Here is a 21056-nt window from a genome sequence, read left to right on the forward strand (position 1 = left end):
GACGGGAGCGGAAGGCCCGGGGCGTTCGCTGCGGCGGACACCCGGGCCTTTCGCGTACGGGGGAGGGGCCCGTCAGGTGCCGCCGCCGAGGCCCGGGGGGACCGCCGTGTGCAGGGCCGAGACGAAGGCGGAGATGGCCGGGTGGGAGCCGGCGCCGGCGCGGAACGCGGCGCGGGTGCGGCGGTACATCGGCAGGCGGGTGAGGACGACGCCGGGCGGGAGGCCGGCCGTGCCCAGCTGGGGGACCAGGGCGACGCCCTGGCCGGCCGCCACCAGGGCCAGCACGGTCGTGAAGTCGTCGATCTGGTGCCGGATGCGGGGCGCGAAGCCCGCCGCCTCGCAGGCGCGGACGGCCATGGTGTGGCAGAGCGTGCCGGGCGAGGACATGATCCACGGCGCGCCGCGCTGCTCGGCGACGGTGCCCGGGACGCGGGCGGCCAGGTACATGGGCTCGGTGAAGACCGGGCGGGTCACCGCGAGGCCCGGCTCCGGGTCGGTCGGGACGAGGTCGTACTCGTGCACCAGCGCCACGTCCAGCTCGCCCGCCCGCAGCGCCGCGCCGACGGCCGCCGGGTCCACCTCGGTGACCATCGGCTCCAGCCCCGGGTGCCAGCCGGCCAGCTCCGCGAGCACCGCCGGGATGATCGCCCGGGCCGCCGAGGGGTAGGTGCCGATCCGCAGCGGACCGGCCAACCCCCGCTTGGCGTGGGCGAGTTCGGCACCGGCCTGCTCCAGCAGGGCGAGCACCGCCTCGGCGTGCCGGACGAGGTTGCGCCCCGCCGGGGTGAGGGTGACCCGCCGCCCGGTGCGCTCCAGCAGCGGGACGCCCGCCTCCTTCTCCAGGACGGACAGCTGCTGGGACACCGCCGAGGGGCTGAAGGAGAGCGCCTCGGCGACGGCCGCGATGGTGCCGAGGTGGGCGAGTTCGCGCAGCAGGCGCAGGCGTCGGACGTCCAGCATCCGTCCAGGCTAGCCGAGCATCGGCTGAGCTTACGAGAAGCGTCGGAAATGTGAACTGGACCTGGGCGATCAGGGGGCCGCAGGATCGTGGGCATGGAACTCAAGGGCATCCACGTCCCCCTGGTCACCCCGTTCGCCGCCGACGGCTCCGTCGCCCTCGACGCGCTGGAGAAGCTCGCGCACGAGGTCCTGGACGCCGGGGCGGCCGGGCTGGTCGCCCTCGGCACCACCGGCGAGCCGGCCGCGCTGACCGCGGGGGAGCGGGACGCGGTGGTCGACGTCGCCGCGGCCGCCTGCGCCGCGCGGGGGGCCCAGCTGACCGTCGGCGCCTCCGGCGGCGACACCCGGACCGTCGGCGAGGCGCTGGCCGCGCTCGGCGCGCGGGTGCCGGGGGCGGCGGCGCTGGTCACCACGCCGTCCTTCGTCCGGGCCGGCGAGGCCGGGACGGTCGCGCACTTCCGGGCGCTGGCCGCGAGCAGCCCGCTGCCGCTGGTCGTCTACCACATCCCGTACCGCACCGGGCAGCAGCTCTCCACCGCCGCGCTGCGCGAACTCGCCGCGATCGGGGGCGTGGTGGGCGTCAAGTACGCGACCGGCGGGCTGGACCAGACGGCCGCCGAGCTGCTCGCCGACGCCCCCGAGGGGTTCGCCTTCCTGACCGGCGAGGACGCCTTCCTCTCGCCGATGCTGGCGCTCGGCGCGGCCGGCGGCATCCTCGCCTCCGCGCACCTGGCGACCGCCCGGTTCGTCGAGCTGACGGAGGCCTGGCAGGCCGGGGACGTGGCGCGGGCCCGGGCGCTCGGGCACCGGCTGACCGGGCTGGCGCTGTCCGCCTTCACGGCGCCGAACCCGACGGTGACCAAGGGCGTGCTGCACGCCCAGGGCCGGATCCCGACCCCGGACGTGCGGCTGCCGCTGCTGCCGGCGGGGCGGGCCGAGGTGGAGGCGGCGCTGGCCCTCGCTAGTGGTCTGGACCACTAGCGCACTCTCACGTCGTGGAACGCCAGGTCGTACGACGCCCGTGACAAGGCATGATGGGCGGAGTGCGGCTGTGAACAGCACCTTTCAGAGGAGTAGTCGGAGATGAAGATCGGCATTGTCGGTGCCACCGGCCAGGTCGGCGGCGTGGTCCGCGAGATCCTGGCGGAGCGCAACGTTCCGGTGGAGCAGCTGCGGCTGTTCGCCTCGGCCCGCTCGGCCGGGCGCACGCTGCCCTGGCAGGGCACCGAGGTCACCGTCGAGGACGCGGCCACGGCCGACTACACCGGCCTGGACATCGTGATCTTCTCGGCGGGCGGCTCGACCTCCAAGGCCCTGGCCCCCAAGGTCGCCGCGGCCGGTGCCGTCGTGATCGACAACTCCTCCGCCTGGCGCCGCGACCCCGAGGTCCCGCTGGTCGTCTCCGAGGTCAACCCGGAGGCCGTCGCGGACCGCCCCAAGGGCATCATCGCCAACCCGAACTGCACCACCATGGCCGCCATGCCCGTGCTGCGCCCGCTGCACGAGGAGGCCGGCCTGGCCGCGCTCGTCGTCTCCACCTACCAGGCCGTCTCCGGCAGCGGTGTGGCCGGCGTCGCGGAGCTCCAGGACCAGGCCGCCAAGGTCGTGGAGCTCGGCGCCGCCGCGCTCGCCCACGACGGCGCCGCCGTCGAGTTCCCGGAGCCCAAGGTCTACCAGCGGCCGATCGCCTTCAACGTGGTGCCGCTGGCCGGCTCCCTCGTGGACGACGGCTCCAACGAGACCGACGAGGAGCAGAAGCTCCGCCACGAGAGCCGCAAGATCCTCGGCATCCCGGAGCTGAAGGTCTCCGGCACCTGCGTGCGCGTCCCGGTCTTCTCCGGCCACTCGCTGCAGATCAACGCCCGCTTCGAGCGCCCGATCAGCCCCGAGCGGGCCGTCGAGCTGCTCACCGGCGCCCCCGGCGTCGAGCTGTCCGACATCCCCACCCCGCTCCAGGCCGCCGGCCAGGACCCGAGCTACGTCGGCCGCATCCGGGTGGACGAGACGGTGGACAACGGCCTGTCGCTGTTCGTCTCGAACGACAACCTGCGCAAGGGCGCCGCGCTGAACGCCGTCCAGCTGGCCGAGCTGGTCGCCGCCGAGCTCAGGGGCTGAGCGCCCCTGAGCTCAAGGGCTGAGCGCCTCCGGGTGAACCCCATCGGCTGAGCGCCACCGGGGTGAACCACCGGCCGGGACATTGGCCGGACCACCGCCGCGTGACCTCGGGCGGGCCCCGTCGTTGTACGGGGCCCGCCTTCGCTTTTGTTTGCTCCTCGTTGGGACGGCCGTTGCGCTACCGGGACAACCGGCGAGGTTCGGCAGGCGAACCGCGGGTAAAAGGTGACCCAACGATCGGGCGACGACGGGGGCCCCTCACCTCGGCACGCCCGGACGGCGGGCGGACCGCCCATTCCCGAATCGACCCACCCGACTGATTCCGAGGGCGAGCGAAAAGAGGTGCGCGATGGACCGCTGTGTCGTCCTGGTGGACGCCGGATATCTGCTGGGCGCCGCCGCCAGCCTGCTCGCGGGGGATCCGTCCCGCTCCAAGGTCACCGTGAACCACACGGCCCTGATCGCCGCACTGCGCGAACGCGCCGAGGCCGAGACAGGCCTGCCGCTGCTGCGGATCTACTGGTTCGACGCCGCGCCCGACCGGCGCCCGATGCCCGAGCACCGGCGGCTGCGGGTACTGCCCCGGGTCACCGTACGGCTCGGCGCCCTCACCCGGGCCGAGGGGCGCTGGGTGCAGAAGGGCGTGGACGCCGCGATGCACGCCGAACTCTCCGAACTCGCCCGCAACCGGGCCTGCGCCGACGTCGTGCTGATCACCGGCGACGGGGACCTGCTGCCCGGCATGATGACCGCCAAGGAGCACGGGGTGGCCGTCCACCTGTGGGCCCTCCAGGCCGCCGACGGCGACTTCAACCAGTCCGAGGACCTGGTCGGCGAGGCGGACGAGCGGCGGGTGCTCGACCGGGAGTGGATCGAGGGGTCCTTCTCCCTGCGGGAGCACTCCAGCATGTTCCCGGCCCCGGGGGCCCGGCAGGAGATCGCCAAGATCCTCGCCGCCCCGCCGGCCGCCCCGCTGCCCACCGTGGTGCCGCCGGTGGTCCGCCCGGCGGCCACGGCCGCGGCCCCGGCGGACGCCCCCGCCACCGACGGACAGCCGCAGCCGGCCGCGGCCGCGCTCAAGGTCGTACCGACACCGAAGGACCTGGCCGGGCGGGCCTCCTCCGTCACCCCGGTCACCGCGCTCACCCCGGTGGCGAACGGCAGCAACGGCCACGGCGTGAACGGGAACGGGGCCGTCGCGCAGACCGGGCCGGTGCTGCGCTGGTCCTCCGACCGCGGCTGGGTGGACCGGCCCGTCCCGGAGCCCGCCGTCACCGCCGGCGACAGCCTGCCCACCCTCGCCCAGCTCACCACCGCCGAGCAGCGCTGGGCCGACCGCGAGGAGGACATCACCTCCATCGGCGGCGACGCCCACGAGGTCGGGCAGGTCTTCGCCCGCCGCTGGAGCGAACGCGTCGGCGACGCGGAAAGACTGACCATGCTCTGGCCCGACTACCCGCGCATCCCGCACCGGGTGGACGGCGAGCTGCTGCGCTACGCCGCCCGCTTCGGGCTGCTGGCGCACAAGGACGACCAGATCGACGAGCACGACCGCTACGCCATCCGGGCCGGGTTCTGGAAGGAACTGGCGGCGCGGGTGCCGGGCGGGTCGATGGTCGTCGACGACTGAGCCGGGCGGCGGACCGAGCGGGCCCGACGGCCGGGGCGGCGCGACGACCGAGGGGGTCCGAGGGCCGCGGCGGCCCGGCGGACGACCCGCCAGGTCGGCGGCCCGGGCGCGGGCGGGGCCCCGTTGTCCGGTTCGCCCGTATGAGCGCGTAGAGTCTTCGGTCGTGAGCGAGACGGCGGGGCGAGCACCCGAGGAACCCCTGCCGTGCGTGGCCGTGCGCGACCTGGTCAGGACCTACCGCAGCGGACGCGGCGCGGCCGCCACCGAGATCCGGGCCAACGACGGGATCAGCCTCACCGTCCGCCAGGGCGAGGTCTTCGGGCTGCTCGGGCCGAACGGAGCCGGCAAGTCGACGCTGGTGCGCCAGCTCACCGGACTGCTGCGCCCCGACTCGGGCTCCGTCGAACTCCTCGGCCACGACATCGTGCGGCACCCCGAGCGGGCCGCCCGGCTGCTCGGCTACCTCGGGCAGGAATCCACCGCGCTGGACGAGCTGACGGTCGCGCTCGCCGCCGAGACCACCGGGCGGCTGCGCGGACTCACCCGGGCGCAGGCCCGCGGCGCGGCCGCCGACGTGCTGACCGAACTCGGGCTGGAGCCGATCGCCGCCCGGCCGCTCGCCAAGCTGTCCGGCGGACAGCGGCGGCTCGCCTGCTTCGCGGCCACCCTGGTGGGGGAGCGCCCGCTGCTCGTCCTGGACGAGCCCACCACCGGCATGGACCCGGTCGCCCGGCGGGCCGTGTGGAGCGCCGTGGACCGGCGGCGCGCCGAGCACGGGACGACGGTGCTGCTGGTCACCCACAACGTGATCGAGGCCGAGACGGTGCTCGACCGGGTCGCCGTGGTCGACGACGGCCGGGTGATCGCCTGCGACACGCCCGGCGGGCTCAAGGCGCTGGTGGACGGCGACGTCCGGCTCGACCTGGTCTGGCGGGACGAGGCGCCGCTCGGCGTGCCCGCCGTCGCCGCGCTGCGCGAACGGGCCGAGTGCACCGGGCGCCGCTGGACCGTCCGCACCACCCCCGAGCAGGCCCGCGAACTGGTCGCCGCCGTCACCACCGGCCCGGCCTTCGCCGCGCTCGACGACTTCACCCTCGCCACCCCGAGCCTTGAGGACGCCTACCTCAAGCTGGGCGGCCGCCACGGAGGACTGGCCAAGTGACGCTGCTCTCGGTGCCGCCGCGGACCGACCGGTCCACGGCCGCCCCCGCCCCGCTCGCCCCCGCGGCCAGGCTGCTGCCGGCGCTCGCGGCCGTGTACCGGGCGCAGCTCGCCCGGGCACGGGTGGCGCGCATCCCGCTGCTGTTCGTGGCCACCTTCCAGTCCGTCGGCATCCTGGTGATGATGCGGGGCGTGGTGGACGCCGGGCAGTCCTCGGCGGCGCGGTCGGTGGTCGCCGGGTCCAGCGTGCTGGTGGTGGCGTTCGTCGCGCTGAACCTGCTCGCCCAGTACTTCGGGAAGCTGCGGGCCACCGGCGGGCTCGACCACTACGCGACGCTTCCGGTGCCGGCCGCCTCGGTGGTGCTGGGGACGGCCGCCGCGTACGCCTCCTTCACGCTGCCCGGGACGCTCGCCACGGCGGCGTTCGGGGCGGTGATGTTCGGCCTGCCGCTCGGGCAGCTGTGGGTGCTGCTGGCGGTCGTGCCGCTGGCCGGGGCCGCGCTGTCGGGGCTGGGGGCGGCCTGCGGGCTGCTGGCGCCGCGCCAGGAGCTCGCGACGATGCTCGGGCAGCTCGGGATGTCGGCCGCCCTGCTGCTGGGCGTGCTGCCGGTGGACCACCTGCCGCAGCCGGTGCAGTGGCTGCGGGACCTGCTGCCGTCCACGTACGGGGTGGACGCCTTCGCGCGGACCTTCGCGCCGGACCCGGACTGGGCGCTGGTGCTCGTGGACCTGGCGGTCTGCGCGGGGGTGGGCGTGGTGTCGCTGGCCGTCGCCACCTGGGCGTACCGGCGGGCGGTCTCGCGGTAGGGCGTCCCGCGGCCGGGCGTCGCGTAGCGGGCCCACGACCGGTGGGCACGGTGGCGGGTACGGGTGGGTCGTCCGGGTGGCCGTCGTGAAACGATGGGGCGCGTGACCGTACCGAACACACCTCCGGATCCCGCGCCCGCCGATGTGCAGGCGGTGCCGGACGCAGCGCCCGACCCGTTCGCGCCGCCGTACGGGGCCACCGCCCTCGGGCACGGGACGATTCCGCTGGGGCGGCGGCTGCTGCCGGAGGTCCGGGTCGGGGCGGGCGTCGTGGTCGCCTGCCTGGTGGCCGGTCTGGTGATGGCCGGGCTGTGGGCCTGGCTGGCGCCGAAGGTGCCGCTGGTGGTGGACGGCGACCGCATCCTCTACGCCGACCCCGAGGGCGAGCAGCGGGCCGGGGCCGACGCGGTGTTCGTGCTGATCGGCCTGGGGGCCGGGATCCTGACCGCGCTCGGCGCCTTCCTGGTGACCCGGCGGCGCGGCGGCGGCATCGCGGTCGCGCTGGGACTGGCCGTCGGCGGGCTGCTCGGATCGATCGGGGCCTGGCGGATCGGGCGGTGGCTCGGGCCGAGCGGCGACCTGATCGGCGAGGCCCGGCGGGTCGGCAACGGCGGGCACTTCGACGCGGGCATCGACCTGGGGGCGCTGGGGGCGCTGCTGGTCTGGCCGATGACGGCGATGGTGGTGCTGCTCCTGCTCTCGGCCGCGTTCGGGAAGCGGGAGGAGGACCCGCCGCCGTACTGGGCACCGGTGGCGCAGGCTCCGCTGGCGGGGCCCCCGGTGATGCCTCCGGTGGGGCCCTCGGTGGGGCCCTCGGCGGGGCCCTCGGCGGGGCCTTCTGCGCAGGCACCGACCGGGCCGTGGGCCGGGCCGGGTGCGGGGAGCGGCGCCGGAAACGGTCCGGGGAGCGGTACGGAGCGTTGAGCGTGGTCGGGCGCGGGGTGGTGCGGGTCGTCCCGCACCGGCCCCGCGCCCTCGCTTTTCCCCCGGGGGAGGGGCTTTCCCCCGGGGAGGGGGCTCAGCGGGCGATGGGGGCGGTGTCGGCCCTCGTGAGGGCGACGAGGTCGGTGGGGGCCAGTTCGACTTCGAGGCCGCGGCGGCCCGCCGAGACGTAGACGGTGGGGTGGCCGAGCGCGCTGACGTCGACGACGGTGCGCAGCGGCCGGCGCTGCCCCAGCGGGGAGATGCCGCCGAGGACGTAGCCGCTGCTGCGCTCGGCGGCGGCCGGGTCGGCCATGGCGGCGCGCTTGCCGCCGACGGCCGCCGCCAGGGCCTTGAGGTCGAGCTGGCCGGCGACCGGGACCACACCGACGGTGAGGGTGCCGTCCACGTCGGCGACGAGGGTCTTGAAGACCCGCTCGGGGGCGATGCCGAGGACCTCGGCGGCCTCGCCGCCGTAGGAGGCGGCGGCCGGGTCGTGGTCGTAGGCGTGCACCGTGAACGGGACGGCGGCGGTTTCCAGGGCGACGGTGGCGGGTGTGCCCTGGCCGCCCTTCCTGGTCTTCTTGGCCATGCGGGGTCCTCGGGGTCCTTGAGGTCCTTGGGGTCCTCGGTCAGTTCGGGCTGAAGGACTGGCGGGTGAGGTCGACGGCGGGCAGCGACGGCAGCCAGCTGAGGACGGCCGACTCGCGGCGCAGCAGGTCGAGCTCGGCGCGCAGCCGTTGGGCGGTGTCCGGGCAGGCGAGCAGCTGCTGCTTGACCGGGGTCTCGAACACCGAGGCGGCGGCGATCAGGTAGGAGAGCACCTGGGGGTCGTCCGGGAGCTCCTGGTGGCCGACGGTGCTCGCCTCGCGGGCGCCGGCCAGGCGCTTCTGGTAGACCCGGAACGCCCGCTCGACCTCGGAGGCCAGTGCGCCGGAGCCCTCGCCCGGGCGCTCCTCGATCAGCTCCGTCTCCCCGGTCAGGTACGGGCCGGAGACGTCCACCGAGCGCAGCCGGAACCGGGTGGTGCCGGTGACCAGCAGCTCGTAGCGGCCGTCCGGCTGGTGCTGGACGGAGGCGATGTCGGCGACGCAGCCGACCTGGAAGACCGCCTCCAGCGGGTCCCCGGTGACGGTGCCGAGGCCGTCCAGCGGACCGGCCGGGCCCTCCTCGGGCCTGACCCGGGCGACCTCCCGGCCGTCCCTGATCGCGAGCACGCCGAACCGCCGGGGGGTGTCCTCGGGCTGTTCGAGCAGATCGGCGACGAGACGGCGGTAGCGCTCCTCGAAGACGTTCAGGGGCAGCACCAGGCCCGGGTAGAGCACGGTGTTCAGCGGGAAGAGCGGCAGCCGTTCTGTCACGGCGGACAGCGTAGTTCCCCGGACGGGGGCCTTGTCGCACGGTTGACGGGCCCGGCCGCTCGCCGGGCCCGTCCACCGGAGGGCTCAACCGCGCTGGAGCATCCGCGTGGCGCCGGCCACGACCGTGGAGGCGAGCAGCCAGCCGACCACGACCAGCCCGGCGGAGATCCACTGGGTGAGGCCGCCGGGGTTCCAGCCGCCCTGGTTGAGGTCCACGATCGGCAGCAGCTGGTTGAGGGTGTACAGCACCGGGTTCCAGTGCGGGCGCTCGTCGGCCTTGAGCGGATCCAGCGGGTGGGTGGCGAACCAGAGGCTGCCGAGGACCCAGGCGAGCAGCAGCCACAGGCCCGCCCGGCCCGGGCGGTAGCCGTAGCCGACGGTCGCGTCCTGGACGGCGCCCCAGACCCGGGCCGGCAGCGGCAGGGTGCGGCGGCGCCGGCGCTGCTTCGCGTACAGCACCTCGCGGGCGTCGTCGTCGGCGCCGTCGCGGCGCAGGGCGGCCGCGAGCTGCTCGTAGGACTCGGGCTGGAAGTCCACCGAGGAGCCCTCCAGCCAGGCGATCCGCTGCTGGACGGGGAAGGCGCCGACCGGGCGCAGGTTCTCGTAGACGAAGCCGGTGAGGCCCAGGTGCTTGCCGAGCGGCCAGGCCTCCGGGGTGTCGACCAGGTTGCCGACCCGGGCCCGGGAGAGCGAGACGGTGCCGGTCGGGCGGACCTTGCAGGTGAAGCGCAGCTCCGGGGTGTGGATGCGGCGCAGCGAGAGCTCGTCCTCGTCCTCCAGGTGGAACTCGCCGGAGACCAGGCAGGCGCCGTCGAAGCGGCTGTCGGACAGCCGTACCCGGCCGAAGGCGCGGAACGGGGTGACGGGCCCGTCGGGCGGCGGGTTCTCGCCGTAGCCGGAGCCGTAGTAGCCGCGGGAGCCGACCCAGCCGAGGTCGGCGGAGCCGGTCAGGTAGAGGGTGTGGCCGACGGTGACCCGCACGGCGTTGAGGCAGGTGGGGTTGTGCCGCCGGTCGGCGCGCAGCTGGGCGCCGCGCAGCGAGAGCCGGCCGCCTATCCGGGCGGTGCGCACGCTCAGCTCGCCCCGGGTCTCCAGGCGTTCGGCCTCGAAGTCCTGGTTGACGGTGATCCCGTCGGCGGAGACGGCGCGGCCGTGGCGGTCGCCGCCGACGACGGTCTGGTTGAGCAGCAGGTCGGTGCCGATCCGGGCGTCGGTGAGCCGGATGCCGTCGGGGACGCGGCAGCGGGCGAGGTGGAGGTCGCCGGTGGTGGAGAGCCGGGAGGCCTCCAGCCGGGGGATCAGGCAGTTCACGAAGCGCAGCGTGGAGGCCGCCGCCTCGGAGATGAGGATCTTGTGCGCGAAGCGGCAGTCGTGCAGCTCGACGTAGTCGTCGATGGCGCCCCCGGCCAGGTTGAGCGCGCCGGTGACCAGGACGCCGCTGAACCGCAGCGAGGCGACCCGCCCGGGGGCGGGCTCCGGGCCGACCAGCAGCAGATGGGCGAGCACCTCGGCGCGGACGGTGCGGTCGGGGCCCCAGGGGGCGTCGCCGAAGGGGTCGTCGGTGTTGGCTTCGCCACTGCGGAGGTCCAGGATCTCGCCCTGGCGGTAGGCCTCCCAGAGCGCGCGTTCCGTGTCCGTCCAGCCCTCTGGAGCACGCTCCGCCATGGTTTTCCCCGTCCCCCCGGTCGTCTCGCCTTTCGTATCACGGACTGAAATGCGGGACCAGCGGTTCCGGCCACTCCTTACACTGGGTGGCGTGATCTCTCGAATCGACCTCCGCGGCTCGCTGGACGACCCGCGTGACCTGCTGCCCCGTGCCGAGTTCGACGTCGCGGCCGCCCTGGAGAAGGTGCGGCCGATCGCCGAGGACGTACGCCATCGCGGGGTCGCGGCGCTGATCGAGATCACCGAACGCTTCGACGGCGTCCGGCTGGAGTCGACCCGGGTCCCGGCCGAGCAGCTGACCGAGGCCCTGGAGACGCTGGACCCGAAGGTGCGGGCCGCCCTGGAGGAGTCGATCCGCCGGGCCCGCGCCGTGCACGCCGACCAGCGCCGCACCGGGCACACCACCCAGGTGGTGCCGGGCGGCACGGTCACCCAGCGCTGGGTGCCGGTCGAGCGGGTCGGCCTCTACGTGCCGGGCGGGCTGGCGGTCTACCCGTCCTCCGTGGTGATGAACGTGGTGCCGGCCCAGGAGGCGGGCGTCCGGGGCATCGCCGTCACCTCGCCGCCGCAGAAGGAGTTCGGGGGGAGCGTCCACCCGGCCATCCTGGCGGCCTGCGCGCTGCTCGGCGTGGACGAGGTCTACTCCGTCGGCGGCGCCCAGGCGGTCGCGATGTTCGCCCTCGGCACCGAGGAGTGCGCGCCGGTGAACGTGGTCACCGGCCCCGGCAACATCTACGTCGCCGCCGCCAAGCGCTACTTCGCCGGCCGGATCGGCATCGACTCCGAGGCCGGCCCGACCGAGATCGCCGTCCTCGCCGACGACAGCGCGCTGCCGTCCGACGTCGCCGCCGACCTGATCAGCCAGGCCGAGCACGGCCCGACCTCCGGCTCGGTGCTGGTCACCGACTCCCCGGCGCTCGCCGACGCGGTCGAGGCCGAGCTGGCCGTACAGGTCGCGCGGACCAAGCACGGCGAGCGGGTGGCCGAGGCGCTCGGCGGCCGGCAGTCCGGCATCATCCTGGTCGACGACCTGGAGCAGGGCCTCGCCGTGGTCAACGCGTACGCGGCCGAGCACCTGGAGATCCAGACCCGCGACGCCCACGCGGTGGCCGCCCGGGTGGTCAACGCCGGCGCCATCTTCATCGGCCGCTGGACCCCGGTCTCGCTGGGCGACTACGCGGCCGGCTCCAACCACGTGCTGCCGACCGGCGGCTGCGCCTGCCACTCCTCCGGGCTGTCGGTGCAGACCTTCCTGCGCGGCGTCCAGGTCGTCGAGTACGACCGGGAGGCGCTGGCGGACGTCGCCGCGCACGTGGTCAACCTGGCGAACGCCGAGGACCTGCCGGGGCACGGGGACGCCATCAAGGCCCGCTTCGATTGGACGGTTCCGGGATCGTGACTGCCATCGATGACCTGCCGATCCGGGACGAGCTGCGCGGCCAGTCCCCGTACGGCGCGCCGCAGCTGGACGTGCCCGTCCAGCTGAACACCAACGAGAACCCGTACCCGCTGCCCGAGGAGCTGGTCGCCCGGATCGCCGAGCGCGTCGCCGAGGCCGCCCGCGGGCTGAACCGCTACCCCGACCGGGACGCGGTCGAGCTGCGCGAGGGCCTCGCCGCGTACCTCGGGAAGACCACCGGCTTCCCGGTCGCCCGGGAGCAGGTGTGGGCCGCCAACGGCTCCAACGAGGTGCTCCAGCAGCTGCTGCAGACCTTCGGCGGCCCCGGCCGCAGCGCGCTCGGCTTCGAGCCCTCGTACTCGATGCACGCGCTGATCTCCCGGGGCACCGGCACCGCCTGGATCTCCGGCCCGCGCAACGACGACTTCACCATCGACGTGGACGCCGCCGTCACCGCCATCGCGGAGCACCGGCCGAACGTGGTGTTCATCTGTTCGCCCAACAACCCGACCGGCACCGCCGTGGACGCCGACACCGTGCTGCGGCTGTACGAGGCCGCGCAGGCCGCCCGGCCCAGCCTGGTCGTGGTGGACGAGGCGTACGTCGAGTTCTCGCACCGCGCCTCGCTGCTGCCGCTGATCGAGGGCCGCCCCAACCTGGTGGTCAGCCGCACCATGTCCAAGGCCTTCGGCGCGGCCGGACTGCGCCTGGGCTACCTGGCCGCCGACCCGGCCGTGGTCGACGCCGTCCAGCTGGTGCGCCTGCCGTACCACCTGTCGGCCGTCACCCAGGCCACCGCGCTGGCCTGCCTGGAGCACACCGACACCCTGCTCGGGTACGTCGGGCGGCTCAAGCAGGAGCGCGACCGGCTGGTCGACGCGCTGCGGGGGATGGGCCTGGAGGTCACCGACTCGGACGCCAACTTCGTCCAGTTCGGCCGCTTCGCCGACACCCACGCGGTGTGGCAGGCCATCCTCGACCAGGGCGTCCTGGTCCGCGACAACGGCGTCCCCGGGTGGCTGCGCGTCACCGCCGGCACGCCCGCCGAGAACGACGCCTTCCTGGACGCCGTCCGTTCTGTGATCAAGGAGCTCTAACCCCATGTCCCGCATCGGACGCGTCGAGCGCACCACCAAGGAGACCTCGGTCCTGGTCGAGATAGACCTCGACGGCACCGGGAGGACCGACATCTCCACCGGCGTCGGCTTCTACGACCACATGCTCGACCAGCTCGGCCGGCACGGCCTGTTCGACCTCACCGTCAAGACCGACGGCGACCTGCACATCGACACCCACCACACCATCGAGGACACCGCCCTCGCGCTCGGCGCCGCCTTCAAGCAGGCGCTCGGCGACAAGGTGGGCATCTACCGCTTCGGCAACTGCACGGTGCCGCTGGACGAGTCGCTCGCCCAGGTCACCGTGGACCTCTCCGGCCGGCCGTACCTGGTGCACACCGAGCCCGAGGGCATCGCCCCGATGATCGGCTCGTACGACACCACGATGACCCGGCACATCCTGGAGTCCTTCGTGGCCCAGGCGCAGGTCGCGCTGCACGTCCACGTGCCGTACGGGCGCAACGCGCACCACATCGTGGAGTGCCAGTTCAAGGCGCTGGCCCGGGCGCTGCGCTACGCCGCCGAGCGCGACCCGCGCGCGGCCGGAATCCTCCCGTCCACCAAGGGTGCGCTGTGAGCAATACTGCGATGATCCTCATCTTCGTCGGCCTCTTCCTGGCCGGCGGAGTCATCTCCTTCTGGAAGCAGAAGCAGTCGAAGAGCGTCATCCTGGTGCTGGCCTTCGGCGCCGTGATGTGCCTGGCCTCCGGCCTCATGCGCCTGTAACACCCGCCGTAGAGAGACTGGACACCTGAACATGGGCAAGAACGTCGTCGTCCTCGACTACGGCTCCGGCAACCTCCGCTCCGCGCAGCGCGCCCTGGAGCGGACCGGGGCGGACGTCACGGTCAGCTCCGACTACGACACCGCGATGGCCGCGGACGGCCTGCTCGTCCCCGGCGTGGGCGCCTACGAGGCCTGCATGCGCGGGCTCAAGTCCGTCCGCGGGGACTGGATCATCGGCCGCCGGCTCGCCGGGGGCCGACCGGTCATGGGCATCTGCGTCGGCATGCAGATCCTCTTCGAGAAGGGGGTCGAGCACGGCGTGGAGACGGCCGGCTGCGACGAGTGGCCGGGCGTCGTCGAGCCGCTGGAGGCCCCCGTCGTCCCGCACATGGGCTGGAACACCGTGGACGTCCCCGAGGGCAGCCGGATGTTCGCCGGCCTCGACCCGGAGACCCGCTTCTACTTCGTGCACTCCTACGGGGTGCGGCACTGGGAGCTGGAGACCCACAGCGCGCGGATCAACCCGCCGCTGGTCACCTGGGCCACCCACGGGCAGCCGTTCGTCGCGGCCGTCGAGAACGGCCCGCTGTGGGCCACCCAGTTCCACCCCGAGAAGTCCGGCGACGCCGGCGCCGCCCTGCTGACCAACTGGGTCAACACCCTCTGACTTTCTGAGAGTTGGATCTCTGATGAGCCTCGAACTGCTGCCCGCCGTCGACGTCCGTGACGGCCAGGCCGTCCGCCTGGTCAAGGGCGCCTCCGGCACCGAGACCTCCTTCGGCGAGCCGCTCGCCGCCGCCCTCGCCTGGCAGAACGCCGGCGCCGAGTGGCTGCACCTGGTCGACCTCGACGCCGCCTTCGGCACCGGCAGCAACTACGAGCTGCTGCGCGAGGTCACCGGACAGCTGGACGTCAAGGTCGAGCTGTCCGGCGGCATCCGCGACGACGAGTCGCTCGCCCGCGCGCTCGCCACCGGCTGCACCCGGGTCAACCTCGGCACCGCCGCCCTGGAGGCCCCGGAGTGGGTCGCCAAGGCCATCGCCGAGCACGGCGACAAGATCGCCGTCGGCCTGGACGTGGTCGGCACCACCCTGCGCGGCCGCGGCTGGACCCGCGACGGCGGCCAGCTCTTCGACGTGCTGGCCCGGCTGAACGCGGAGGGCTGCGCCCGCTACGTCGTCACCGACGTCAACCGGGACGGCACCCTGACCGGCCCCAACCTCCAGCTGCTGCGCGACGTCTGCGCCGCGACCGACCGGCCCGTGGTCGCCTCCGGCGGCGTCTCCTCGCTCGACGACCTGCGCGCCATCGCCTCGCTCGTGGGCGAGGGTGTCGAGGGCGCCATCGTGGGCAAGGCACTCTACGAGCAGAAGTTCACCCTCGAAGAGGCCCTGGAGGCGGTTTCAGGATGACGGACGGTCGGATCGTACGCGGGCAGGTCGTAGCGGGTCGGGTCGTCGCCGGGCAGGTCGTGGCCGGTCGGGTCGGCGGATTCTCCCCCTGGGAGGACGAGTTCGGCTACTCCCGGGCCGTCGCCGCGGGCGACCACGTGCACGTGGCCGGCTCCACCGCCTGGGTGGACGGCCGGATCGAGCACGAGGGCGACCCGTACCGGCAGACCCTCGCCGCGTTCGGCGTCGGGCTCACCGCCCTGGCCGCGTACGGTCTGACCACCGACGACGTGGTCCGCACCCGGATGTACATCACCCACGTCCGCGACGCCGAGGAAGTGGGCCGCGCCCACCGCGAACTCTTCGACGCCGCACGCCCGGTGGCCACCATGGTGGTGGTCGACGGGCTGATCGACTCCCGGATGCTGGTCGAGGTCGAACTCGACGCGTACCGGTCCGGACTGGCAAAGACCCTGGAAGCCCCGGAAACCCCGGACGCCCCGGAAGTTTCGGACGTCCCGGAAGCCTCGGAAGCCCTGGAAGTTGTGGAAGGCGAACAGCCGTGACCCTCGCAGTACGTGTCATCCCCTGCCTGGACGTGGACGCCGGGCGGGTGGTCAAGGGCGTCAACTTCCAGAACCTGCGCGACGCCGGCGACCCGGTCGAGATGGCCAAGCTCTACGACGCCGAGGGCGCCGACGAGCTGACCTTCCTCGACATCACCGCCTCCTCCGGCGACCGGGAGACCACCTACGACGTGGTCCGCCGCACCGCCGAACAGGTCTTCATCCCGCTCACGGTGGGCGGCGGCATCCGGGCCGTCGAGGACGTCGACAAGCTGCTGCGGGCCGGCGCCGACAAGGTCGGCGTCAACACCGCGGCCATCGCCCGGCCGGAGCTGGTCCGCGAGATCGCCCAGCGGTTCGGGCGGCAGGTCCTGGTGCTCTCGGTGGACGCCCGGCGCTGCCCGCCCGGGACGGAGACCGAGTCCGGCTTCGAGGTCACCACCCACGGCGGGCGGCAGGGCACCGGGCTCGACGCCGTCGCCTGGGCGGGCCGCGCCGCCGAGCTGGGCGCCGGCGAGATCCTGCTCAACTCGATGGACGCGGACGGCACCAAGGACGGCTACGACCTGGAGCTGATCCGGGCCGTGCGCAAGAGCGTCTCGGTGCCGGTGATCGCCTCCGGCGGCGCGGGCAAGCTCGCGGACTTCGCGCCGGCCGTCGACGCGGGCGCGGACGCGGTGCTGGCCGCCAGCGTGTTCCACTTCGGGGACCTGCGGATCGGCGAGGTCAAGGGCGCGCTGCGGGAGGCCGGGCACCCGGTGCGGTGAGTTTTTCGCGGTGCTTGTTCGCGGGCGCGTTTTGCGAACGCGAACAGGCACCGTGTCCGTTGTTCCTTCGCTCAGGCCTGGTTCGGGTCGCCCTTGATCAGTGCGAAGGGGGCGCCGTTCGGGTCCGCGACCCACGCGATCCGGCCGACGTTCTTCACGTTCTCGGGCCCCATCAGCACCGAGCCACCGGCCGCCGTCGCCTTGGCCACCCGCGCGTCCACGTCCGCGGTCGCGAAGTACGGCGTCCAGGCGGACGGCTGCGCCGGGGCCATGGTCGGCGCGATGCCGCCGAAGCTGGTCGCCTGCTGGTCGCCCTCGGCGGTGGAGACCACCCGGTAGCTCATCCCCGGCGACGGCTCGAAGTTCTCCACCCGCCAGCCGAACAGCTTCTCGTAGAAGGCGAAGGCGACGTCCGGGGCGGAGGTGTGCAGCTCGGCCCAGACCAGGGCGCCCTCCTCGGACACCGCGTCCAGCCCCTTGGTGCTCCCCGCCTGCCAGACGGCGAAATCGGCGCCCTGCGGGTCGGTGAGCGCGGCGAACCGGCCCTCCTGCATGACGTCCGACGGCGGCACCCGGACGCCGGCGCCGGCCTGCTCGGCCGCCTTGGCGGTGGCGTCCGCGTCGGCGGTGCGGAAGTACGTCGTCCACGCGGACCGCGCACCCTCGTCGAGGTGGCCGATGGCGCCGACGGTCCTGCCGTCCAGCTGGACGAACCCGTAGCCGCCGGTCCCGGGGATCTCCAGGAACGTCCAGCCGAACACCTGGTTGTAGAACCCGGCGGTGGCGGGGATGTCCGGGCTGCCCAGGTCGATCCAGCAGGGCGAGCCGATGGGGAAGTCGGTGGTGAGCATGTGCGGGGTGCCCTTCGACGGAGGGACGGCCGGGCGTGCCCGGGTCGGACCCCGGCCACCTGCGAGTCTGCACCCGGGGTCTGACATCCGCAGCCGGGGGAGGCCGCCGGGGCCCGCTGTGAGCCGCGTCACTTCCCCGCCCGCCGTGCAGCAGCCGGCGGGCGGGCGCCGTCAAGAGGGTGGAAAAGACGGCGGCAGAGAGTGAGGCCACGGGTGAGGCTGCGCAGGGGCAGTCCCGGGATCGACTTCGTCGAGTTCGTGGAACAGCGTTCGGGCGCGCTGTTCCGCACGGCGTACGTGCTCACCGGGGACGCCCACACCGCGGAGGACCTCGTACAGGAGGCCCTGGAACGGGCCTGCCGGCACTGGCGGCGGGTCGCGCGCGCCGAGGTGCCCGAGGCGTACGTGCGCCGGATCCTCGTGAACCTGGCCAACGACCGCTGGCGGCGCCTGCACCGCTCGGGCGAGCGCCCCGCGCCGGAGCCCGCCGTCGAGCACCCCGACCCCCGTGACGCCTACCGGTCGGTGGAACTGCGCGCCGAACTCGTCGCGGCGCTGCACACCCTGCCGATGGGGATGCGCACCGTGGTCGTCCTGTACTACCTCCACGACCTGGGGGACCGGGAGATCGCGCAGACCCTCGACATCTCCCCGGGCGCCGTGCGCTCGCAACTCTCCCGCGGGCTCGCGAAACTGCGGGCCGCGCTGCCCCGGCAGGACGTCCCGTCCGCGTCGTCGACCCCGCGTGAAGGTGCGTGATGATCCGCTTCCCGCCCCAGGACCCCGTCCCCACCCCAGGCCCCGACCCCGACTTCGACAAGGAACTCCTCGCCGCCATGACCGCGTTCGCCGACACCACCGCCACCCCCGTGATCGACGCCGCCGGAATCCGGCGCACGGTCCGCCGGCGCACCGCCCTCACCGGGGCCGCGGCCGTGGCGGCGGTGGCCGCCATCGCCACGGGCGCGGCCCTGCTCCTGCCCGGATCGCCGAGCGGCGGCGACCGCCCGGCCGGGACCGCGCCGGCCCCGGCCGTCCACTCCGCGCCCCCGTCCCCCTCCGCCTCCCCTTCCTCCCTTTCCGCGACCAAAGGCACCCCGTCCCCCGCCGCCCCGCTCGCACCCGGCGCCACGACCGTGACCGTCCCCCCGGTCGCCGGCCTGACCCGGGACGCCGCCACCCGGCTGCTCGACGCGGCCGGACTGCACTACGAGGTCCACGAACTCACCGACTGGAAGCTGCCCGCCGGCTCGGTCATCAACTCCGCGCCCCTGCCCGGGCACACCACGGCGGCGGATACCCCCGTCCAGCTCTTCATCTCCAAGGGCCGCCCCGGAAGCTGACCGCCCGCGCCCGCGGTCCCGCCCGCGAGCGTCGCCCCTCGGCATGCCGAGAGGCCACACCGGCTTCCGCTGCTCTGCTACTTCGGGGGCAGCGGCAGGACGTGGCGGAGGGCTTCGAGGGCGTCGGGGTCGCCGTCGACAGTGAGGGTGGTCCGGGCGCCGCGGCCGTAGGTGAAGAGCACGAGTTCGGCGGGTTCGCCGGTGAGGCGGACGGTGGGGGAGCCGGCGGGGCCGACGGTGAGGGAACGGCCGTCGGGGTGGACGAGCGCCAGTCGGACGGGGGAGCGGCGGCCGGCCTCCAGGCGGGCGATCATGGGGAGACGGCGCCAGAGGGCCTCGGCGCGGCCGGGCGGGACCGGCTGTGGGGTCCAGTCGTCGGCCGCGCGCAGCACGTCCTCGGCGTGGACGAAGTACTCGACGGTGTTCGCCGCCTCGTCGGCGCCGGGCAGGGCGAACGGCGAGTAGACCGGAGGCCCGGCCCGGAACAGCCGCACCAGCTCCTCGTACGGCCGCTCGGCGTACCCGTCCTGCACCCGCCGCGTCCAGCCGGCCAGCGCCCCGACCCGGATCCCCGCCGCCGCATCGGGCCGCCGCTCCCGGACCACCAGATGCGCGGCCAGATCCCGGGTCGTCCACCCCTCACAGAGGGTGGGGGCGTCCGGCCCGGCAGCGGTGAGGAGTTGGGCGAGCCGGTGGCGTTCGGCGAGGGCATGGTTCGACATGGTGGAAGCCTATGGGCTCATCTGCCCACTGGGCCCGGTCGGTTGCGGCGCATCGCCGACCCGTTCGGATGCGGGCCCTTCGAGTACCGCATGGAGCAGGTCTCGCTGTGCTCCTGGTACCGCCGGCTCCGCCCGCGAGGACCCGGAGCTTCTGCGCGAGGGCGGGCAGGACCGGTCCCCAGCTGCCGTGGTCGCCCCACGAGCCGTGCACCAGGACCAGCGGCTCGCCGTCCCCGTCCACCTCGTAGAAGAGCTCGACGCCGTTCACCGCGACCCGTGGCATGTCCGCCCTCCTCGCCCGCAGGCGGTGGTCGCCGCCGGGGCCATTGAGGCACCCCGGGCCCGGCCCCGCAACCGCGACGGGCCCGACATCCCGCGCACGGCCGCCCCGCGCGATTGGGGCGGATCAAAGCCCTGACGGGACGGAAGCCCGAACCGAGACCACGGAGCCGTCGGTCGGGCAGTCGGCCGACTCCTTCCGGGTAGCGGTCGGGAGGGTGTCGCCGGGGCCGACGGGGTTCTGTATCGGGTGGGTATCAGGGAGCGCTTGGTTGTCCATCGAATGGGTGCGCCGGTCCGTGCGAAGGGGTGGACAGGGTGCGGGAGTACGGCGGCCCCCCTCGGTGGTCGGGCCGATCGCACCTGGGATGACCTGGGGTTTCGCGTAGGAGAGGGGGTGTGGGAATGGCGTCGCAGGTCCTGCCGCGCGCCGGGGGCGTGTTCGGTGCCTGCCGTATCGTCCCCTTGTGGCTGCCGTCCCGTGGGCAGTCGGCTGGTCACCGGACCGTTCGAACAGGAGCCATCCGCCCGTGTCATCTTCCGCCCCGGCTGGGGCTTCCTCGCGCCCGGTCCGCGTGCTGCTGGTGGAGGACGACGATCTGATGCGCCGGTCCTTCACGGTCGCGCTGGAACGTTACGGCTACGAGATGGCGGCCGCCGCCGACGGTCTGAGCGGGCTGGAGATCTTCCGTGACGGGAGTTTCGACCTGCTGATCCTCGACGTGATGCTGCCTGGGCTGGACGGGATCGGCCTGTGCAGGAGAGTCCGGGAGACCAGCCTGGTACCCGTCCTGATGATGTCCGCCCGTGGCGACGGGCTCGACGTCGTCGCCGGCCTGGAGGCCGGGGCGGACGACTACGTGGTCAAGCCCGTGGACACCTACGTGCTGGTCGCACGCATCCGCTCGTTGCTGCGGCGGGCCACCTACACGCCGTCCGCCGCCTCTCAGCCCGAGCGCGTCACTGCCGGGGCGCCGCCCGTCGACGGGGAGGTGCTGGTGTTCGGGGACCTGCGCCTCGACACCGCCGGACTGGAGGTGGCCGTCGCCGGAGAACCGGTGGCGCTCACCCCGACCGAGCTGAAGCTGCTCCTGGAGTTCGCCGCACACCCGGGCGTGGTTCTGGAGCGGCACACCCTGCTGCGCAACGTCTGGGACTACGGCTGGGACGGCGACAGCCGGGTCGTGGACCTGTGCGTGCAGCGGCTGCGCAGGAAGCTGGGGCGGGAGCGGATCGAGACGGTCCGCGGCTTCGGCTACAAGTTCAGGCGCTGA

23 protein-coding genes are annotated in these 21056 nt (G+C 74.1%); 17 read left to right on the forward strand and 6 right to left on the reverse strand.

Translation table 11 applies throughout. The annotated features are described in order from the left end of the window. Nucleotides 1–72 precede the first annotated feature (72 nt). Nucleotides 73–960 (reverse strand): LysR family transcriptional regulator, encoded by an 888-nt coding sequence (locus tag AMK13_RS02650; RefSeq protein ID WP_049649550.1) that lies wholly within the window; start codon nucleotides 958–960, stop codon nucleotides 73–75. Between the two features lie 93 nt (nucleotides 961–1053). Between AMK13_RS02650 and AMK13_RS02655 the strand changes: the two genes are divergently transcribed. From AMK13_RS02655 to AMK13_RS02680, 6 genes are all read left to right on the forward strand, one after another. Beyond that, nucleotides 1054–1941, forward strand: coding sequence for a dihydrodipicolinate synthase family protein (locus AMK13_RS02655; RefSeq protein ID WP_074000928.1), 888 nt, complete (start codon nucleotides 1054–1056; stop codon nucleotides 1939–1941). A gap of 102 nt (nucleotides 1942–2043) precedes the next feature. Then, on the forward strand, nucleotides 2044–3075 hold the full coding sequence (locus AMK13_RS02660) for an aspartate-semialdehyde dehydrogenase (protein ID WP_074000929.1): 1032 nt from the start codon (nucleotides 2044–2046) through the stop codon (nucleotides 3073–3075). Nucleotides 3076–3424: 349 nt separating this feature from the next. Beyond that, entirely contained in the window at nucleotides 3425–4705 is a 1281-nt protein-coding gene (locus AMK13_RS02665) for an NYN domain-containing protein (protein ID WP_049650375.1), read from the forward strand. Between the two features lie 163 nt (nucleotides 4706–4868). Continuing rightward, entirely contained in the window at nucleotides 4869–5867 is a 999-nt protein-coding gene (locus AMK13_RS02670; protein WP_234348270.1) for an ABC transporter ATP-binding protein, read from the forward strand. Then, entirely contained in the window at nucleotides 5864–6673 is an 810-nt protein-coding gene (locus AMK13_RS02675) for an ABC transporter permease (RefSeq protein ID WP_074000930.1), read from the forward strand. Before AMK13_RS02670 ends, AMK13_RS02675 begins: the two co-directional genes overlap by 4 nt. Nucleotides 6674–6775: 102 nt before the next feature. After that, nucleotides 6776–7597 (forward strand): hypothetical protein, encoded by an 822-nt coding sequence (locus AMK13_RS02680; RefSeq protein ID WP_143204464.1) that lies wholly within the window; start codon nucleotides 6776–6778, stop codon nucleotides 7595–7597. 94 nt (nucleotides 7598–7691) lie between these two features. On the opposite strand, the gene ybaK is transcribed toward AMK13_RS02680, so the two are convergent. From ybaK to AMK13_RS02695, 3 genes are all read right to left on the reverse strand, one after another. Continuing rightward, entirely contained in the window at nucleotides 7692–8186 is a 495-nt protein-coding gene (gene ybaK / locus AMK13_RS02685; protein WP_074000932.1) for a Cys-tRNA(Pro) deacylase, read from the reverse strand. 40 nt (nucleotides 8187–8226) lie between these two features. Further along, entirely contained in the window at nucleotides 8227–8964 is a 738-nt protein-coding gene (locus tag AMK13_RS02690; RefSeq protein ID WP_198959308.1) for an LON peptidase substrate-binding domain-containing protein, read from the reverse strand. Between the two features lie 75 nt (nucleotides 8965–9039). Further along, nucleotides 9040–10620: an oxidoreductase gene (locus tag AMK13_RS02695; RefSeq protein ID WP_074000934.1), complete on the reverse strand. Its 1581-nt coding sequence runs from the start codon at nucleotides 10618–10620 to the stop codon at nucleotides 9040–9042. 91 nt (nucleotides 10621–10711) lie between these two features. Here AMK13_RS02695 and hisD point away from each other — a divergent pair, with 91 nt between their 5' ends. The 8 genes from hisD to hisF are packed head-to-tail and all read left to right on the forward strand — an operon-like array spanning nucleotide 10712 to nucleotide 16587. After that, nucleotides 10712–12019 (forward strand): histidinol dehydrogenase, encoded by a 1308-nt coding sequence (gene hisD, locus AMK13_RS02700; RefSeq protein ID WP_074000935.1) that lies wholly within the window; start codon nucleotides 10712–10714, stop codon nucleotides 12017–12019. Then, the gene (locus AMK13_RS02705; RefSeq protein WP_074000936.1) at nucleotides 12016–13116 is read left to right on the forward strand and encodes a histidinol-phosphate transaminase; all 1101 of its coding nucleotides are present in this window, start codon (nucleotides 12016–12018) and stop codon (nucleotides 13114–13116) included. The genes hisD and AMK13_RS02705 overlap by 4 nt, the downstream gene beginning before the upstream one ends. Nucleotides 13117–13120: 4 nt before the next feature. Beyond that, on the forward strand, nucleotides 13121–13714 hold the full coding sequence (hisB, locus tag AMK13_RS02710; protein ID WP_074000937.1) for an imidazoleglycerol-phosphate dehydratase HisB: 594 nt from the start codon (nucleotides 13121–13123) through the stop codon (nucleotides 13712–13714). 11 nt (nucleotides 13715–13725) lie between these two features. Next, a complete protein-coding gene (locus tag AMK13_RS43960; protein WP_049650367.1) occupies nucleotides 13726–13863 on the forward strand; it encodes a hypothetical protein in 138 nt (45 codons plus the stop codon). 31 nt (nucleotides 13864–13894) lie between these two features. Continuing rightward, nucleotides 13895–14530 carry an imidazole glycerol phosphate synthase subunit HisH gene (gene hisH / locus AMK13_RS02715; RefSeq protein WP_049650366.1) on the forward strand — a complete coding sequence of 212 codons (636 nt, stop codon included), beginning with the start codon at nucleotides 13895–13897 and terminating at the stop codon, nucleotides 14528–14530. A gap of 19 nt (nucleotides 14531–14549) precedes the next feature. Continuing rightward, nucleotides 14550–15275, forward strand: a complete 726-nt coding sequence (gene priA / locus AMK13_RS02720) for a bifunctional 1-(5-phosphoribosyl)-5-((5-phosphoribosylamino)methylideneamino)imidazole-4-carboxamide isomerase/phosphoribosylanthranilate isomerase PriA (RefSeq protein ID WP_107086387.1) — start codon at nucleotides 14550–14552, stop codon at nucleotides 15273–15275. Continuing rightward, the gene (locus tag AMK13_RS02725; RefSeq protein ID WP_074000938.1) at nucleotides 15272–15820 is read left to right on the forward strand and encodes a Rid family hydrolase; all 549 of its coding nucleotides are present in this window, start codon (nucleotides 15272–15274) and stop codon (nucleotides 15818–15820) included. Before priA ends, AMK13_RS02725 begins: the two co-directional genes overlap by 4 nt. Next, nucleotides 15817–16587, forward strand: coding sequence for an imidazole glycerol phosphate synthase subunit HisF (gene hisF / locus AMK13_RS02730; protein ID WP_049650364.1), 771 nt, complete (start codon nucleotides 15817–15819; stop codon nucleotides 16585–16587). The genes AMK13_RS02725 and hisF overlap by 4 nt, the downstream gene beginning before the upstream one ends. A 71-nt stretch (nucleotides 16588–16658) precedes the next feature. On the opposite strand, the gene AMK13_RS02735 is transcribed toward hisF, so the two are convergent. Continuing rightward, nucleotides 16659–17438 carry a VOC family protein gene (locus AMK13_RS02735; RefSeq protein WP_074000939.1) on the reverse strand — a complete coding sequence of 260 codons (780 nt, stop codon included), beginning with the start codon at nucleotides 17436–17438 and terminating at the stop codon, nucleotides 16659–16661. Between the two features lie 219 nt (nucleotides 17439–17657). On the opposite strand from AMK13_RS02735, the gene AMK13_RS02740 reads away from it, so the two are divergent. Both AMK13_RS02740 and AMK13_RS02745 read left to right on the forward strand, forming a co-directional pair. Beyond that, nucleotides 17658–18197 carry a SigE family RNA polymerase sigma factor gene (locus AMK13_RS02740; protein WP_074001195.1) on the forward strand — a complete coding sequence of 180 codons (540 nt, stop codon included), beginning with the start codon at nucleotides 17658–17660 and terminating at the stop codon, nucleotides 18195–18197. After that, complete coding sequence (locus tag AMK13_RS02745) at nucleotides 18197–18781, forward strand: PASTA domain-containing protein (RefSeq protein ID WP_074000940.1); 585 nt, start codon at nucleotides 18197–18199, stop codon at nucleotides 18779–18781. The genes AMK13_RS02740 and AMK13_RS02745 overlap by 1 nt, the downstream gene beginning before the upstream one ends. 77 nt (nucleotides 18782–18858) lie before the next feature. Here the strand turns inward: AMK13_RS02745 and AMK13_RS02750 are convergent, their stop codons facing one another. Then, nucleotides 18859–19503 carry a TIGR03085 family metal-binding protein gene (locus AMK13_RS02750; RefSeq protein ID WP_074000941.1) on the reverse strand — a complete coding sequence of 215 codons (645 nt, stop codon included), beginning with the start codon at nucleotides 19501–19503 and terminating at the stop codon, nucleotides 18859–18861. An 881-nt stretch (nucleotides 19504–20384) separates the two neighbouring features. Between AMK13_RS02750 and cseB the strand changes: the two genes are divergently transcribed. Then, a complete protein-coding gene (cseB, locus tag AMK13_RS02760) occupies nucleotides 20385–21056 on the forward strand; it encodes a two-component system response regulator CseB (RefSeq protein ID WP_241852745.1) in 672 nt (223 codons plus the stop codon).

The sequence above is a fragment of the Streptomyces sp. CB02056 genome (genome assembly GCF_001905545.1).
GTDB lineage: Bacteria > Actinomycetota > Actinomycetes > Streptomycetales > Streptomycetaceae > Kitasatospora.

Coding starts and splice junctions, on each gene's coding strand:
- AMK13_RS02650 (WP_049649550.1), bottom strand. CDS start 960: ATGCTGGACGTCCGACGCCTGCGCCTGCTGCGCGAACTCGCCCACCTC.
- AMK13_RS02655 (WP_074000928.1), top strand. CDS start 1,054: ATGGAACTCAAGGGCATCCACGTCCCCCTGGTCACCCCGTTCGCCGCC.
- AMK13_RS02660 (WP_074000929.1), top strand. CDS start 2,044: ATGAAGATCGGCATTGTCGGTGCCACCGGCCAGGTCGGCGGCGTGGTC.
- AMK13_RS02665 (WP_049650375.1), top strand. CDS start 3,425: ATGGACCGCTGTGTCGTCCTGGTGGACGCCGGATATCTGCTGGGCGCC.
- ybaK (WP_074000932.1), bottom strand. CDS start 8,186: ATGGCCAAGAAGACCAGGAAGGGCGGCCAGGGCACACCCGCCACCGTC.
- AMK13_RS02695 (WP_074000934.1), bottom strand. CDS start 10,620: ATGGCGGAGCGTGCTCCAGAGGGCTGGACGGACACGGAACGCGCGCTC.
- hisB (WP_074000937.1), top strand. CDS start 13,121: ATGTCCCGCATCGGACGCGTCGAGCGCACCACCAAGGAGACCTCGGTC.
- AMK13_RS43960 (WP_049650367.1), top strand. CDS start 13,726: ATGATCCTCATCTTCGTCGGCCTCTTCCTGGCCGGCGGAGTCATCTCC.
- hisH (WP_049650366.1), top strand. CDS start 13,895: ATGGGCAAGAACGTCGTCGTCCTCGACTACGGCTCCGGCAACCTCCGC.
- AMK13_RS02725 (WP_074000938.1), top strand. CDS start 15,272: ATGACGGACGGTCGGATCGTACGCGGGCAGGTCGTAGCGGGTCGGGTC.
- AMK13_RS02735 (WP_074000939.1), bottom strand. CDS start 17,438: ATGCTCACCACCGACTTCCCCATCGGCTCGCCCTGCTGGATCGACCTG.
- AMK13_RS02745 (WP_074000940.1), top strand. CDS start 18,197: ATGATCCGCTTCCCGCCCCAGGACCCCGTCCCCACCCCAGGCCCCGAC.
- AMK13_RS02750 (WP_074000941.1), bottom strand. CDS start 19,503: ATGTCGAACCATGCCCTCGCCGAACGCCACCGGCTCGCCCAACTCCTC.
- cseB (WP_241852745.1), top strand. CDS start 20,385: ATGCGCCGGTCCTTCACGGTCGCGCTGGAACGTTACGGCTACGAGATG.